The sequence below is a fragment of the Flavobacterium aquiphilum genome (assembly GCF_027111335.1).
Classification (GTDB): Bacteria; Bacteroidota; Bacteroidia; order Flavobacteriales; family Flavobacteriaceae; genus Flavobacterium; species Flavobacterium aquiphilum.
Genome location: NZ_CP114288.1, coordinates 1,086,630 through 1,102,038 on the forward strand (window position 1 = coordinate 1,086,630; position 15,409 = coordinate 1,102,038).

11 protein-coding genes are annotated in these 15,409 nt (G+C 38.5%); 7 read left to right on the top strand and 4 right to left on the bottom strand.

What is annotated here, in order from left to right; all coding sequences use genetic code 11:
* The 4 genes from OZP12_RS04490 to OZP12_RS04505 are packed head-to-tail and all read right to left on the bottom strand — an operon-like array spanning position 1 to position 4,647.
* The gene (locus OZP12_RS04490) at positions 1-1,224 is read right to left on the bottom strand and encodes an ABC transporter substrate-binding protein (RefSeq protein ID WP_281227856.1); all 1,224 of its coding nucleotides are present in this window, start codon (positions 1,222-1,224) and stop codon (positions 1-3) included.
* Entirely contained in the window at positions 1,224-2,357 is a 1,134-nt protein-coding gene (locus OZP12_RS04495; RefSeq protein WP_281227857.1) for a CaiB/BaiF CoA transferase family protein, read from the bottom strand. The genes OZP12_RS04490 and OZP12_RS04495 overlap by 1 nt, the downstream gene beginning before the upstream one ends.
* Positions 2,354-3,502: a CaiB/BaiF CoA transferase family protein gene (locus OZP12_RS04500; protein WP_281227858.1), complete on the bottom strand. Its 1,149-nt coding sequence runs from the start codon at positions 3,500-3,502 to the stop codon at positions 2,354-2,356. Before OZP12_RS04500 ends, OZP12_RS04495 begins: the two co-directional genes overlap by 4 nt.
* Positions 3,499-4,647 carry an ABC transporter substrate-binding protein gene (locus OZP12_RS04505; RefSeq protein ID WP_281227859.1) on the bottom strand — a complete coding sequence of 383 codons (1,149 nt, stop codon included), beginning with the start codon at positions 4,645-4,647 and terminating at the stop codon, positions 3,499-3,501. The genes OZP12_RS04500 and OZP12_RS04505 overlap by 4 nt, the downstream gene beginning before the upstream one ends.
* 240 nt (positions 4,648-4,887) lie before the next feature.
* On the opposite strand from OZP12_RS04505, the gene OZP12_RS04510 reads away from it, so the two are divergent.
* The 7 genes from OZP12_RS04510 to OZP12_RS04540 all read left to right on the top strand — a co-directional run bounded on the left by OZP12_RS04510 (position 4,888) and on the right by OZP12_RS04540 (position 15,375).
* Complete coding sequence (locus OZP12_RS04510) at positions 4,888-6,069, top strand: glycoside hydrolase family 88/105 protein (protein WP_281227860.1); 1,182 nt, start codon at positions 4,888-4,890, stop codon at positions 6,067-6,069.
* A 103-nt stretch (positions 6,070-6,172) separates the two neighbouring features.
* Positions 6,173-7,027, top strand: a complete 855-nt coding sequence (locus OZP12_RS04515) for a fumarylacetoacetate hydrolase family protein (RefSeq protein WP_281227861.1) — start codon at positions 6,173-6,175, stop codon at positions 7,025-7,027.
* A gap of 17 nt (positions 7,028-7,044) precedes the next feature.
* Positions 7,045-8,058, top strand: coding sequence for a zinc-binding alcohol dehydrogenase family protein (locus OZP12_RS04520; protein ID WP_281227862.1), 1,014 nt, complete (start codon positions 7,045-7,047; stop codon positions 8,056-8,058).
* An 18-nt stretch (positions 8,059-8,076) separates the two neighbouring features.
* Positions 8,077-8,874 carry an SDR family oxidoreductase gene (locus OZP12_RS04525; RefSeq protein WP_281227863.1) on the top strand — a complete coding sequence of 266 codons (798 nt, stop codon included), beginning with the start codon at positions 8,077-8,079 and terminating at the stop codon, positions 8,872-8,874.
* Between the two features lie 7 nt (positions 8,875-8,881).
* Positions 8,882-9,718 carry an amidohydrolase family protein gene (locus OZP12_RS04530; RefSeq protein ID WP_281227864.1) on the top strand — a complete coding sequence of 279 codons (837 nt, stop codon included), beginning with the start codon at positions 8,882-8,884 and terminating at the stop codon, positions 9,716-9,718.
* A 442-nt stretch (positions 9,719-10,160) separates the two neighbouring features.
* The gene (locus tag OZP12_RS04535; protein ID WP_281227865.1) at positions 10,161-12,302 is read left to right on the top strand and encodes a bifunctional aldolase/short-chain dehydrogenase; all 2,142 of its coding nucleotides are present in this window, start codon (positions 10,161-10,163) and stop codon (positions 12,300-12,302) included.
* A 571-nt stretch (positions 12,303-12,873) separates the two neighbouring features.
* A complete protein-coding gene (locus OZP12_RS04540) occupies positions 12,874-15,375 on the top strand; it encodes an L-rhamnose mutarotase (protein ID WP_281227866.1) in 2,502 nt (833 codons plus the stop codon).
* Positions 15,376-15,409: the final 34 nt, after the last annotated feature.

A 15,409-nucleotide genomic window follows, 5' to 3' on the forward strand; every position in this document is an offset into this window, starting at 1 on the left:
CTAAATAATTTTCTGAATAGTTTTTTGGGTTTCTTCTAATAGTTTTTGGGATGGAATGTCGCTTTCTAAAGCTTGCAATACCAATTTGTCAATCAGCTCGGCTACTTTTGGCCAAACTGGAGTTTGTGGCAAGGTCAACGCGTTTTCGTGCAAGCTTTCCAGTTTGTGGTAATAGGGAATAGTTTGGTTGATTTCGGGATCATACCAAGTCGATTTTCTACATCCAATTCCACCTTCAGTTGTTAATAATTTATCACTTTCGGGCTTGGTGGCAAATCGGAGAAAATCATAAGCGAGTTTTTGGTATTTACTTCCCGTTCCAATGGTGTATAACCAATAGACATTCAGGGAAGCGGTTTTGTGGTTTCCATCAGATGGAAGTTCCATAATATCCACTTTGCCTTTCACTTTCGATTCTTCAATTACCTCACACATCGAGGCAAAACCAAACCAGTTGATTGACATTGCCACTTCACCTTTGGCGAAAGCCATACCTGCCTCGACAGAACCAAAATTTATCGATTGGGGATGAACGGCATTTTTGTTAGTTGAAATTTTTCTGTAATAATCCAAAGCGGCTACTGCTTGTGGAGAATTAATATCGATTTGTTTTTGTGAATTCAATAGCGATCCTCCTCTTGTCCAAAGTAATAAGCAAAAAATAAAAACCATATTGTGCCCATCAGGATAATTGGCAAAAACACAACCGTAAAGATTTTGTTCAGGTCTGTTGAAAAACTCAGCTATTTGGGTGAATTCCGTCCATGTTTTGGGAGGATGTAATTCATAACCAAATTGTTTTTTGAAATTTTCTTTTTCTAATGGATTTTCAAATAAATCTTTTCTGTAAATCAGGCATTCCGGACCATCGTGAAAAGGAAGTCCGTAAGTGCCGTTGTTTATTTTTTGCAAATGCAATAGCGATGGATGCCATCCGCCGGGATAATTTTCAGGGGCATTTTCATTGATTAACGGGTTTAAATCCAGAACCGCCTGCCCGTTGGCAGCATCGAAAATCCAGTCGGTGTTCAGGTGGGCAATGTCCCAACTTCCATTTTTCAATCCCTCTTTGGTGATGGTTTCTTCGTAAAGATCATGCAGTTCCAAAGGAATCATTTCGGCTTCGAGCGTGATGTTGTTTTTTTGACAAAACGAATCCCATAGCTTTTGCAGCGTACTTTCGAAAGGATCAAATTTTCTGATGGCGATTCTTATTTTTTCCATTAGCAATCAATAAATTCTTTAATAATTCGCTCATTATCCTGTCCCAATTTTGGAGAACCTTTGGTTGAGGTAAAAATTTCTCCATCAATTTTTATTGGGCAACGTGTTGTTATATACGAGTAACCGTCCAGCATTTCTACTTGTTGTGTAAACTCCAGAACTTTAAAACCATCTTCGGCAAAAAGTTGTTGGTAGTTCAATACTTTGGCGCACCAAATATCGGCGGGTTCCAAGATGTTTAACCAAAATTCAGTATCCTGAGTTTGTAAATGCTCAGCTAAAATATTTTTGATTTCATCTCTTAAACCAAATTTATTTTCGGGGAATTGTAGCAGAGCATCACACTTTAAAAGCGAAGCCAAAACAGGAATTGATCCCATCGCCAAGGCCAGATAACCATTTTTGGTTTTGTAAATTCCGTATGGTGCACCCAAATAAGCGTGTGCATTGTTGCTTTTGGTTCGCACCGGTAATTCTCCTCCATCATTAAAAAATGTGGTGATAGTTTCAAATTGAAAATCAAATGACGATTCCAACATGCTCACTTGAACCATTGCGCCAATGTTGTGTGTCGCTTTTCGGTATAAAGCTGCCAAAATTCCTTGTGCCAGATGTGCTCCAGCCAGCATATCTACAATTGATAATCCCATAGGAACCGGCCCATCTTCCTGATTACCGCTCAGCCAAGTCAAGGCAGTAAGCGATTGTAACAATAAATCCTGACCGGGTAAATTTCTCAATTCGGATTTCGTGCCGTAGCCAGAGATTTCGCCATAAATTATATTCGGATTGAATTTTTTGACATCATCATAACTCAAACCAACGCGTTCCATTACTCCAGGTCTGAAGTTATGCATCACGACATCGGCTTTTGCCAATAATTTTTTTAATTTTTCGAGCTCAGATGGTTGTTTAAAATCAATTGCAAATGATTCTTTGTTTCTGTTAATCGTATGAAAAACGGAAGATTCTCCGTTCATAATCAAATCAGAAGTATAAAGGGTTCGGCAGATGTCGCCCGTTCCCGGTTTTTCAATTTTTATAACACGAGCACCCAAATCTGCCAATCGCAAACTGGCCGATGAAAGGAACTGGCTAAAATCTACTATTAAATAATCTTCTAATGGTTTCATGCGTTGTTTAAAAATTGTTCGTGTATCGCTAAATTGTCTTCTCCAACTTTTGGTGCTGCTTTTGTACTTACCAAAATTTTTCCGTCCAATTGGATCGGGCTTCTGGTCGTAACCATTTTTTCTCCAGCCGAATTTTGCACCGTTTGTTTTAATTCTAATTCATTAACAAAAGCTTGATTGTTTAGTTCTTCATAATTAAGCACTTTTCCGCACCAAATGCTTTTTTGCTGAAGTAAATCCAACCAATAATCTGCTGTTTGTGTTAACAGTTTTTCGCTCAATAGTTCTCTGATTTCATCTCTTTTGGAGAACCAAAGCGCTTTGTCGGCATATTTTGATAAGTCTATTTCTAAGGCATTTCCAATGAAAAGCAAATCGCCCATAGCCAAAGAAAGATAACCTTCCTGAGTTTGATAAACGCCGTAAGGAGCACTCAAAAAAGCATGTGCACTTCCTTTTACATCACCACGCTCCGGTTGCTGTCCACCGTCATTCAAATAGGAAGTGATGGCTTCGAACTGAACGTCCAAAACCGATTCAAGTAAACTAACTTCAACCAAAACACCTTTTCCGGTTTTAGCTCTTTTTAGCAAAGCAGCCAAAATCCCCTGAACAAAATGATTTCCACACATTAAATCGGCGACAGCCAAACCAAACGGAACAGGCTCCTGACTTTTTCGTCCGCTTAACCAACTCAATCCGGAAAGCGATTGCAAAAGCAAATCTTGTCCGGGTTTGTTTGCCCAAGGGCCTTTGTCTCCATATCCGGTGATGGTTCCGTAAATTATTTTTGGATTGATTGTTAATGTATCATCAAAAGCCAATCCTATTTTTTCCATCACGCCCGGGCGAAAATTATGGGTCATAATGTCTGCTTTGGCGATTAGTTTTTTGACCAAAACCAAATCGTCAGGATTTTTTAAATCAGCGGCAAAAGACTCTTTATTCCTATTTATAGTGTGAAAAAGCAAACTGCTGTCATCGACAAATAGGTCTTTGATGCTCAATTGACGGCATGCTTCGCCTTTTACAGGGCGTTCTATTTTGATAACTCTCGCGCCTAAATCGGCTAATTTTAGTCCAGCAGAAGGCCCTGCCAAAAACTGGCAAAACTCCAATACGACTAATCCTTCTAATGGTCTCATGCTGTTCTTAAATTTAAAGACTTCACGTAAAGCTCATTCATCGCTGACAAAACAGCTTCTTCGTTGCCTCCTTTCATCAAATAGTCACGAACTACGTCACCGGCATGATCCTGAAAATACATATGTCCTGAATATCTTGGTCTAAGGAAAGCTCTTTCCAAAGCTGGCAAAGTATTAATGAAATAGTTGTGTGTTATTCCGTTGATGCGCTCATTTTTCCAAGCCTGAAGATGCCCTGGCTGCCCGCCATTGTCGGCAAAAATATTTTGCTGTACTTGAGACGATCCAGTGAATTCGGCATATTTTATTGCTTCAGGAATGTGTTGGCTAAATGTAGAAACAGCTAATCCGGTTCCTCCCAAAGAGCTGATCATAGGTTGGTCATTCAATTTTACCAAGTCATAAAAATGAAGCAGGTTTTTACTGTAACCCGTTCTGGAATAATTAGAATATCCGTAAGCGAAAGGGCAGTAGGCAATTTCATCAGTGTTGACCATAGCTTCATACACCTGAATTGGATTTCGGTTAAAGTTAGCCGGATCGATAAGTTGTGCCAATTCTCGGAACATTTGCAAAGCTTTCTTTCCAGTTTCTACAGAAATCACTTTTTCTTCTGATTGAAACGGAGCTTCGCCCAAACTGCAGCAATACATATAAAAGCTCATCAATACATCAACCGGAATTCCTGCAAAAGCAACCAAACCTTTTTTGGCAAGAGCCAATAAATCGTCATAGGTTTGAGGAACTTTCAATTCCTGTTTTTCCAAAATATCCAATCGGGCTGCTGCTACCGGAGTTGCTGCATCAATAGGCAATGCCCATAATTTATCGTGAAATACGTAACTTCCGTAAGAACGTCCAACGGTATTAATTTCCTGGTCTTTTATATATTCTGAAGAAAGATAATCTGATAAAGGAAGAATTACATTGCTGTTTGCGCCAAAACCCGTCCAAGGGTGATCAATAACAAGCAAGTCAAATCTTTTGGCTAAGTCTTCGATGGAAGCATCTGCAAATTCCTGTAAACTTCTTTTTTCCCAACTGATTTCGATTCCGGGATTAAGCTCGGTAAAACGTTGTGCAGTTGCAACCATTGGCAGTAAACCTCTAGTGTGATTCCACGTTATGCCCTTTAGTTTTGTCATTTTTTTATAATTATAAAGGTTGGTCTTTTTGTTAAAAAAATAATAAATGTAAAAAATACAATTACAAATGTATTGATTAAGTTTGGAATATTGATATTTAAAATTACATTTGTGTAATCGATTACATTATTTTGAATTTTGTGTCGGAAATTCCAGCTAAAAGAGAACGATTTAATAATATTATTTGGAGTAAGGATGAATAAAAAGTCAAAAATAAATTTATTATTAAGCATAAGTTTTATGCTTATCTTGTTAGTATTCAGTGCTAAGTCTATGGCTCAGACAGGAACTGAAAGCAAAGCAAAAAATGAAATTTCAGCAAAATTGAAATGGTCGGAACGAATGGCTTTAACCCTAATGCAGCGTCATCCGCAATCGTATATGATTGATGATGCCAAAGTCGCTCACTGGAGCTATGTTCACGGTTTGGTCATGTACGCTTTTCAGGAATTGGATAAGCAAAAAAAGAACGGAAAATACGAAGCTTACGTTAAACAATATGCCGATGAATTGATTGACGCCGACGGAAATATTAAAACCTTTAAAGTTGAATCTTTTAATATAGACAATATTCCCGGGGGGAGAATTTTGTTTGATTTGTACGCGAAGACAAAAGACAAACGTTATTTAACAGCGATGCAAACACTCCGCAAACAATTGGAAGAACAACCAAGAACTCCAAGCGGAGGATTTTGGCACAAAAAAATATACCCAAACCAAATGTGGTTGGACGGTTTGTATATGGGTGAGCCTTTTTACGCACAATACACTACTACTTTTGAAAAAGGAGCAAAATTAAATGACATTGCTAAACAATTCGAACTGATTCAACTTCATGCTACCGATAAAAAAACAGGACTGTTGTATCATGCTTGGGACGAAAGCAAACAAATGCCTTGGGCAAATAAAGAAACAGGTAACTCTCCAAACTTTTGGTCAAGATCAATTGGTTGGTACGTTATGGCTTTGGTTGATGCCTTGGACTATTTTCCTAAGAATCACCCAAAACGTAAAGAATTGATTGGGTATTTGAATAACATTTCAAATGCTTTGATTAAATTTCAGGATAAATCAGGTATGTGGTACCAAGTTACCGATATGGGAGGCAGAGAAGGAAATTATTTGGAATCTTCAGGAACTTCTATGTTTGCTTACGCTTTCGCAAAAGGTGTAAACAAGGGTTATTTGCCAAAAGAATTTAAAAATGCAGCGAACAAAGCTTTTGACGGTTTGACTACCCAATCGATGAAAATTGATGCTAATGGAGAAATAGAATTAACAAATGCTTGTGCCGTGGCAGGTCTTGGAGGAACTCCGTACAGAGATGGTTCGTATGAATATTACATAAACGAGAAAAAGAAAAATAATGATCCAAAAGCGACAGGCCCTTTTATTTTGGCTGCTTTGGAGTTGGGTAGATAAAAAGTCGCTAAGATTCTAAGATGCTGAGTTACTAAGAGAAAAAACTTAGAAGCTTAGCAACTTAGAAACTCAGCACCTAAATAATAACTAAAAATATATAGAAATGAAACTAATACGTTTTGGAGAAATCGGAAAAGAAAAACCAGGTGTTTTAATTGGAGAAAAGAGATTTGATGTTTCGTCAATTGTAACCGATTATAATGAAGCATTTTTTGAAAATGACGGATTGGAGAAATTAAAAAATGCATTGGAACTTAATCCAGCTTTGCCTGAAGTTGATGCTTCTGTTCGTTTGGGATCTCCGGTTGCAAGACCATCAAAAATCATTTGCATTGGATTAAACTATGTAGATCACTGTCACGAAACAAACGCTCCGATTCCGACTGAACCAATTATCTTTTTCAAATCGACTACCGCTTTGTGTGGACCAAACGATAATGTTATCATTCCAAAAAACAGTCAAAAAACAGACTGGGAAATTGAGTTGGCTTTTGTTATTGGCAAAAAAGCAAGCTATGTAGAAGAAGCAGAAGCTTTGGATTATGTAGCGGGATATTGTTTGCACAATGATTACAGCGAAAGAGCTTTTCAGATCGAAATGGGCGGACAATGGGCAAAAGGGAAAGGTTGTGACACATTTGCTCCTCTTGGACCCTTTTTGGCAACACAAGATGAAATTGCCGATGTAAACAATTTGTCAATGTGGTTGACTGTAAACGGTAAAACTTTCCAAAACAGTAATACTTCCAACTTGGTTTTCAAAATCCCATTTTTGGTGCATTATTTAAGTCAATTTATGACTTTGCTTCCAGGTGACGTAATCAGTACAGGAACGCCTCCGGGAGTTGGATTGGGAATTAAACCGGAACCAATTTTTATGAAAGCAGGAGATGTAGTTGAATTAGGAATGGAAGGTTTAGGAAGCAGCAAACAATTGGCAGTAGCCTATCAAAAATAATTTTAAAAAATACAGCGATGAAATATATTGTATGTGAAAAACCGCATGAGTTTAAGTTACAGGAAAAACCCATGCCAGAGCCAAAAGAGGGTGAGGTTTTATTAAAAATTAAAAGAATTGGTGTTTGCGGGACTGATATTCACGCTTACGGAGGTACGCAGCCGTATTTTGAGTATCCTAGAGTTTTGGGACACGAACTTGCAGCCGAATATATAAAAGGTAATGCCAAAGGTTTTCAACCGGGAGACAAGGTAACTTTTATTCCTTATTTTAATTGTGGCACTTGTGTGGCTTGCCGAAACGGATTGACGAATTGTTGTGCCAATATCAAAGTTTTTGGTGTTCATATTGATGGAGGAATGGCTGAATATGTGACAATTCCTGAACAGTATTTATTGCACGGTCAAGGTTTGGATTATGATGAATTGGCTTTGATTGAACCGCTTGCAATTGCTGCTCATGGAGTAAGAAGAGCCGCTGTGGGGCCAAATGATGTGGTGATGGTAATGGGAGCAGGGCCAATAGGAATTGGATTAATTCAATTTGCTAAAATTGCGGGAGCCAAAGTAATCGTTATGGATATCAACGAGTACAGATTAAACTTTTGCAAAGAACAACTTAATGCCGATGAGACCATCAATCCGCTGAATGAAGATGTAGCTCAAAGACTTGCCGAAATCACAAACGGCGATATGGCAAACGTGGTTATTGATGCGACAGGAAATAGAAATGTGATGAATAGTGCTTTCAATTATATTTCACACGGCGGTCGTTTCGTTTTGGTGGGACTTCAAAAAGGGGAATTGAGTTTCAGTCATCCTGATTTCCACAAAAGGGAATCTACTTTAATGAGTAGCCGAAACGCAACTATTGAAGATTTTGAATACGTGATGCAATGTCTTAAGTCAGGAAAAATTGACCCTAAAAAATACATTACTCACAGAGCCGATTTTACAGATATGATCAACGAGTTTGATGGTTGGATCGACCCAAAAAACAACGTTATCAAAGCATTGATCGAATTAAATTAAGCTTAAAATATATAGATTATGGATTTAAGATTAAAAGGCAAAGTTGTGGCCGTGTCGGGTTCGGCAGGGAAAGAAGGAAGTATTGGGGAAACCATCATCAAGCGATTGGCTGATGAAGGGGCAATACCTGCACTTGTGGATCGAAACAGTAGAGGTTTCGGTTATGTTGAAGAACTTCAAAAAAGAGGTATCGATGCATTGTTTGTTCAAACGGATGTTACCAGTCCGGAAGCAATGGAAAATGCCGTAAATAAAATCGTTGAAAAATACGGAAGAATCGACGCTGTTATCAATAACGTTGGTGTAAACGACGGCGCCGGTTTGGAGTCGAGTTACGAGGAATTTATGAATTCTTTGAAACTGAATGTTGTCAGCTACTTTTTATTGGCAAAATATGCGCTTCCTTATTTGAAAGAATCAAAAGGAAATATTCTAAATATTGGTTCCAAAGTGGCTTTGACAGGTCAAGGTGGAACTTCAGGTTACGCTGCCGCAAAAGGTGGAGTTCTAGGACTTACCAGAGAATGGGCGGTCGATTTGATTAAATACGGAATTCGTTCGAACGCCATTATCATTGCCGAAAGTTATACTCCGGCTTACGAAGATTGGATTAAAACATTACCGGATGGTGATGAGGTTTTAAAGAAAATCAACAAAAGTATTCCGTTTGAAGGCAGAATGACAAAAACAGAAGAAATTGCAGATACGGCTTTGTTCATTATTTCAGACCGTTCTTCGCACACTACAGGACAATTTGTTTTTGTTGATGGAGGTTACGTACATTTGGATCGTGCTTTAATTAGTGATGTAAATTAGTAAAACCATGAACAACCGAATCGATTCTCACCAGCATTTTTGGATATTCGACCCTGTTAGAGACAGTTGGATTGACGATTCTATGCAGAAAATCCAAAGGGATTTTTTACCTGCAGATCTTCAACCATTATTGAGTGAAAATAAATTTTCGGCTTGTGTGGCCGTTCAGGCAAGTCAATCAGAAGAGGAAACTAATTTCTTATTGGACTTGGCTTCAAAAAATGATTTTATAAAAGGAGTCGTTGGTTGGGTAGATTTACGCGATGCAAATATAAATGATCGTTTAAATCATTTTTCGAACCATAAAAAGTTGAAAGGGTTCAGACATGTGGTGCAAGGTGAGGCCGATGATTTTATGTTGAGAAACGATTTTCGTAATGGAATTGCAGCATTAAAACCATTCAATTATACCTACGACATTCTTATTTTTCACAGACAGTTGCCTGCCGCGATAGATTTGGTAAACCGTTTTCCAGATCAACCTTTTGTTATCGATCATATTGCAAAACCGGATATAAAGTCGGGTGAAATTGCTACGTGGGAGAAGAATATGAAGGAGATTGCAAAATACGAAAACGTGATGTGTAAAATTTCAGGTATGGTTACCGAAGCCGATTGGAACAATTGGAAACCCTCTGATTTAAGACCGTATCTCGATGTGGTTTTTGAAAGTTTTTCGACAGATAAATTAATGTTCGGTTCCGACTGGCCTGTTTGTAATGTCGCTTCAAATTATGCTGAACTTGTTCAAACACTTGAAAGTTATATGACTCAATTACCAGTTCAAGAACAGAGTAAGATTTGGTTTGAAAATGCCGCTAATTTTTATAATCTTGAGTTGTAAAATACAGCGATAAAAGCAAAATATTAGATTTTTAGAAATTGCTTCCGGAAAATTTTATTTGAAAAATAATGTTCAAATAAAATTTTTCGGAAGCTTTTTTTATAATCTTAAATGAAATTATTTGAAAACTTTTTCAATCAGTTTGGGTGTATCTCACTTGCTCTTCTGCATGCTTTTTGGGAGATAAAGGCCTAATTTTCTTGTAAAATCTGTGATATGATGATAAATAATGTGATCTTTTTGTTAAAAGAGCTTTTGGGAAAGGACAGTACAGGATAGTTATGTTTTTTGTATGTTTTTATTTTACAATCTGAAACTGAATACTGGATGTGTCTGATAGTGAAATTACTAGATGCTGAAATAAGACAAATATGTCGATAGTATTGGTTGGGAATGGAAATTCCTTATAATCTATATTAAAACAAAAAAACAAAAAAAAACGATGTCAAATAGTAACACAGAAAAAATGACTTTTCAACATGTAAGCTACCTTTGGGATGATGCCAAAGCACAGGAGTTGGCCGGAGATGAAGTAGCCCTTTTTATTTATCGCTCGAATTTATTGGGAGCCGATTTACGATTAACAAATTACGGTGGAGGTAACACCTCTGTAAAAATAACAGACAAGGATCCTTTGACAGGAACCGATTCAGAAGTAATGTGGATCAAAGGTTCGGGTGGTGACATCGGGACATTGACCAAGTCAGGTTGTGCAGCTTTGTATTTAGAGAGATTGCGCAATTTGGAAAACGTGTACAGAGGGATAGAATTTGAAGACGAAATGGTGGAATTGTTCAACCACTGTATTTTTGATTTGGCTTCGAAAGCACCTTCAATCGACACACCTTTGCACGGATTTTTACCATTCAAACACATCGACCACCTTCACCCGGATGCTGCGATTGCTATTGCTGCGGCCAAAGACGGAAAAAAAATCACCGAAGAATTATTCAACGGTGAAATTGGTTGGGTTGGCTGGCAACGTCCAGGTTTTGACTTGGGGCTTCAACTAAGAAGCTGTTTGGAAGAAGCCGCTAAAAACGGAAAAAAATTAAGAGGTATCATGTTAGGGTCTCACGGTTTGTTTACCTGGGGAGACACTGCTTACGAAAGTTATGTCAACACGCTTGAGGTAATCGAGAAATGTGCCGAATACTTGGAAAGCAATTACGGACAAAAACGCCCTGTTTTTGGAGGAAAGAAAATAGACAGCCTTCCTGAAGCAGACCGCAAATTGCAAGCTGCGAAAGTAGCTCCAATTTTGAGAGGTTTCTGTTCTTCAGAACGTCAAATGATCGGTCATTATACCGATGATACGAGAGTTTTGGAATTCATCAATTCTAATGATTTGGCCAAATTGGCTCCATTGGGAACTTCTTGCCCTGATCACTTTTTGCGTACCAAGATCAGTCCGCTGGTATTGGAATTGGATCCAAACGAAGACGTATCGGATGTTGCTGCGGTTAAAGCCAAATTGGCTCCGGCTTTCGAAGCGTACCGAGCCATGTACAAAGACTATTACAATACCTGCAAAAAATCAAACTCACCAGCCATGCGTGACCCAAACCCGGTGGTTATTTTATACCCTGGAGTAGGAATGTTTACGTTTGCCAAAGACAAAACCATGGCACGCTTGGCATCGGAATACTATATCAATGCGGTAAACGTAATGAAAGGGGCAGAAGCCGTTTCAGAATATACTTCATTGCCACACCAAGAAGCTTTCGATATCGAATATTGGTTGTTGGAAGAAGCTAAATTGCAACGTATGCCAAAACCAAAATCCTTGTCGGGAAGAGTAGCCTTGATTACAGGTTCGGCAGGAGGAATTGGTAAGGCAATTGCTAAAAAGTTTGCCCAAGAGGGAGCTTGCGTGGTAATCAACGATATCAACGAAGAGCGTTTGCAAGGAGCAACAGCCGAGTTTGTGAAATTGTTCGGAAAAGACGCTGTTTCAAGCACACTATTGAACGTAACTGACTCTGAAAGCACTGAAAAAGCATTGGACGAAGCTTGTCTTGCTTTCGGTGGAGCCGATATCATCGTGAACAACGCGGGAATCAGTATCTCCAAATCAATCGCAGACCATACTTTGGAAGAGTGGGATAGATTGTATGATATCTTGGTAAAAGGACAATTTATTGTTTCAAAAGCGGGAATCGAAATAATGCGTAAACAAGGTTTCGGTGGTGACATCGTAAACATCGTGTCTAAAAATGCGGTGGTTGCAGGACCAAACAATCCAGGTTACGGATCGGCCAAAGCAGCTCAGGCACACTTGACCCGTTTAATGGCTGCCGAATTAGGAGCGGATAAAATCCGTGTGAACACGGTAAACCCAGATGCGGTAATCTCGGATTCGAATATTTGGTCCGGAGGTTGGGCAGAAGGACGTGCTAAAGCGTATGGCATCACGGTAGAGGAATTGCCAGCATATTACGCTAAACGCACCTTATTGAACGAAATTATATTGCCAGATGACATTGCAAACGCTTGTTTCGCATTCGTTGGTGGCCTGTTGGGTAAATCGACAGGAAACGCACTGAATGTTGACGGCGGAGTGTCCATGGGCTTTTACAGATAGTTTTTACATATTTTAGGTTTTGGTTAAACAAAGTGGTTTTTGTTATAACGCCCGGCAGTAATGTCGGGCGTTTTTTTTGTTTGATTTTAAAGCATTTTTCAATTTTGAACCATTCAAGGAATTAAGGTTTATTAAGTCTATCTAATTGTTTCTTAATGTTTTAATGATTTATTTTTTTAATGATTGTAAAAAAGCAAAAATGTTCTTCTTTGAGCCCTGATAGAAGCGGCATCCTTTTCCTTTTTTCTTCAAAAGGAAAAGATATAGCGGATAGCAGGAACAATGCTTCCTAAAAAACCAGATGTTCTGCTCCAAAAAAAGAAGAAATAAAGTCTGACTTTTAGATCTAAATTTAACTCATAAAAGCATTCAAATTCATCGTTTTTGTTGAAAAAAGAAGTAATGTGTAAAAATAACACTTATTTTAATATAGAGCAGGAGGGTACAGGATGGTTTTGCTTTTAGCTTGCGTTAAATTGGTACCAATATTTGAAATATTCCATTTGTTGGGATATGATTTTTTGGCAGTTTTCATTGGCTGCTACTTTTTTAACAGTAAAAAAAGAATCGAATGTTTTTAAATAAGCTTAATAGAATAGTTACAGTTTTTCTAATGACGTTTACACTGTTTTCGGCAAATGCTGCTGAAATTTGGGTTTCTGTCCAAGGAAAAGACACTAATGCAGGAACAAAAGCCAGTCCTTTGGCTACGGTACAAATGGCGATTAGAAAAGCCAGAGAATTGCGCCGTTTGAAAGACCCTTCGATAAAAGACGGGATTCATATTATCGTAATGGGCGGGACTTATTATTTGAATGAACCTTTATTCGTAAGACCTGAAGATTCGGGAACGGCTGACAGTCCAACCACTATTGAAGCCGATGCAAACGTAAAACCCATTTTGAGCGGTGGTTTGGAAATCAAAAACTGGAAAAAATCTACAACTCCTATAAATGGCTTAAAGGCAGGAGTGGTTTGGGTGGCTGATGCGCCTGAAAAAGCGGGTGAAATTATCAATTACCGACAATTGTGGGTGAACGGAAAGAAAGCGGTTCGCGCCAAAAGTACCGCAGGAGATAAAATGGATAGAATTTTGTCTTGGGATAAGGAAACGGAAACTTGTTGGATTCCTTTCAAAGACAAATCGGTTAAGTTTGAGCCGGGAATGGAAATGAATATCATTCAGTGGTGGTCTGTAGCCAATCTTAGAATTAAAAATATCGAAATCAAAAAAGACGGCGCCCGACTTTCGTTTGAGCAGCCGGAAAGCCGCATTCAAAGCGAACACCCTTGGCCAGCGCCTTGGATTTCTAAGAACAATGGTAATTCGGCATTTTTCTTGAACAACGGAATGTCAATGCTGAATGAAGCGGGAGAATGGTATTTGGACAGAAAAAAAGGCAAAATCTACTATATTCCAAGAGCAGGAGAGGATATGAATTCGGCTAAAGTTACGGCACCATTTTTGGAAAATTTGGTTGAAGTTAAGGGAACTTTGGATTCGCCTGTTGGTTATTTTAATTTCAAAGGAATTTCGTTCCAATACAGCAATTGGCTTCGTCCTTCGCAACAAGGGCACGTTCCGTTGCAGGCGGGAATGTATTTATTGGATGCTTACAAATTATTAACACCGGGAACTCCAAATCAGGCAAATTTAGAAAATCAGGGTTGGGTGGGAAGACCAAGAGCAGCAGTTGAGGTAAATTATGCCAATAATACCCAATTTGAAAGCTGTACTTTCGAGCATTTGTCTTCTACCGGTTTGGATTTTCATAGAGGAACAAATCACAATACTGTCAAAGGAAATTTATTTAAAGACATTGGCGGAAGCGCAATCAATTTGGGCGTTTTCTCCGAAGAATCTTTTGAGGCGCATTTACCTTATACAGTAAAAGACGAACGAATTGTTTGTTCGGATGAATTGGTTGCCGATAATATGATTACTGATGTTGCCAACGAAGATTGGGGATGTTTAGGAATTGCGGCCGGTTTTATCAAAAATTTGACAATTGAACATAACGAGATTTCGGATGTACCTTACAGCGGAATTTCGATGGGATGGGGTTGGACACATACCGAAAACGTGATGCGAAACAACAAAATATTGGCAAACAAAATTCATCATTATGCCAAACATTTGCACGACGTGGCCGGAATTTACACGCTTTCCTCACAGCCTGACAGCCGAATTGAGGAAAATTATATCGACAAGGTTTACAATAGTCCGTATGCTCACGACCCTTTCCTGTGGCTATATTTATATACCGATGAGGGAAGTCAAGGCTTTACAATACAGAACAACTGGATTCCAATTCAGAAAATCTTGAAGAACCATAATGGTCCTGCTGGGAATATTTGGAAAGACAATTATGCTTTTGTTGATTCGAAAGTTAAGGAAAATGCAGGTATTCGAGCTCCTTATTCGAACTTGAAAAAAGAAGTGGTTGTTGACGAGGCTTGGGGATTGCAGCAAATGCCAAAGGCTGTGGCCATTGAAGTAATCGGAAAGGATTTGGATATCGAAAAAATTAAATCGACGATTAAAGGGTTCCGAATTGTGGGCGAAGAATTGTACCAATGGCAAAATCATTTGGTGATTTATGGCCTGATGAACCAGCCGGAAAGAACGAAACGAAAACTGGCGTTGGCTTTTCCGGCATTAGAAATTAAAATCTATGAAAACCCGGTTTATGACTTTCAAAATTTTGAAAGATGTAAGGGCGTAAAACCAGTATCCGAATGGGAAAATATTGTGTTGACAGCGAATTTGGTTGCAGACGAAAAAATGCAAAAAGAATATGTGGATTACCACGCAACCCAATTTGAAAAATGGCCTGAAATAGCCAAAGGTTTCTGCAATGCAGACTTTCAGCAATTACAGGTTTTCAAAAATGGAAGACAATTAATGTTGGTTATCAGTATTCCAAAAGGGGAAAGTCTTGACAAATTAAATCCAAAAACAACTGAAAATAATCCACGTGTAAACGATTGGAACGAATTAATGAAAAAATACCAAACAGGAATCGAAGGCGCAAAAGCTGGCGAAACCTGGATTTTATTGAACAAAATATAATGTTGATCCTAACAGGTTTTTAAAACCTGTTAGA

Bases quoted from the DNA above. Each gene is read 5' to 3' on its own strand.
- OZP12_RS04520 (WP_281227862.1), top strand. From the start codon at position 7,045: ATGAAATATATTGTATGTGAAAAACCGCATGAGTTTAAGTTACAGGAA.
- OZP12_RS04505 (WP_281227859.1), bottom strand. From the start codon at position 4,647: ATGACAAAACTAAAGGGCATAACGTGGAATCACACTAGAGGTTTACTG.
- OZP12_RS04515 (WP_281227861.1), top strand. From the start codon at position 6,173: ATGAAACTAATACGTTTTGGAGAAATCGGAAAAGAAAAACCAGGTGTT.
- OZP12_RS04530 (WP_281227864.1), top strand. From the start codon at position 8,882: ATGAACAACCGAATCGATTCTCACCAGCATTTTTGGATATTCGACCCT.
- OZP12_RS04525 (WP_281227863.1), top strand. From the start codon at position 8,077: ATGGATTTAAGATTAAAAGGCAAAGTTGTGGCCGTGTCGGGTTCGGCA.
- OZP12_RS04510 (WP_281227860.1), top strand. From the start codon at position 4,888: ATGCTTATCTTGTTAGTATTCAGTGCTAAGTCTATGGCTCAGACAGGA.
- OZP12_RS04490 (WP_281227856.1), bottom strand. From the start codon at position 1,224: ATGGAAAAAATAAGAATCGCCATCAGAAAATTTGATCCTTTCGAAAGT.
- OZP12_RS04540 (WP_281227866.1), top strand. From the start codon at position 12,874: ATGTTTTTAAATAAGCTTAATAGAATAGTTACAGTTTTTCTAATGACG.
- OZP12_RS04500 (WP_281227858.1), bottom strand. From the start codon at position 3,502: ATGAGACCATTAGAAGGATTAGTCGTATTGGAGTTTTGCCAGTTTTTG.
- OZP12_RS04535 (WP_281227865.1), top strand. From the start codon at position 10,161: ATGTCAAATAGTAACACAGAAAAAATGACTTTTCAACATGTAAGCTAC.
- OZP12_RS04495 (WP_281227857.1), bottom strand. From the start codon at position 2,357: ATGAAACCATTAGAAGATTATTTAATAGTAGATTTTAGCCAGTTCCTT.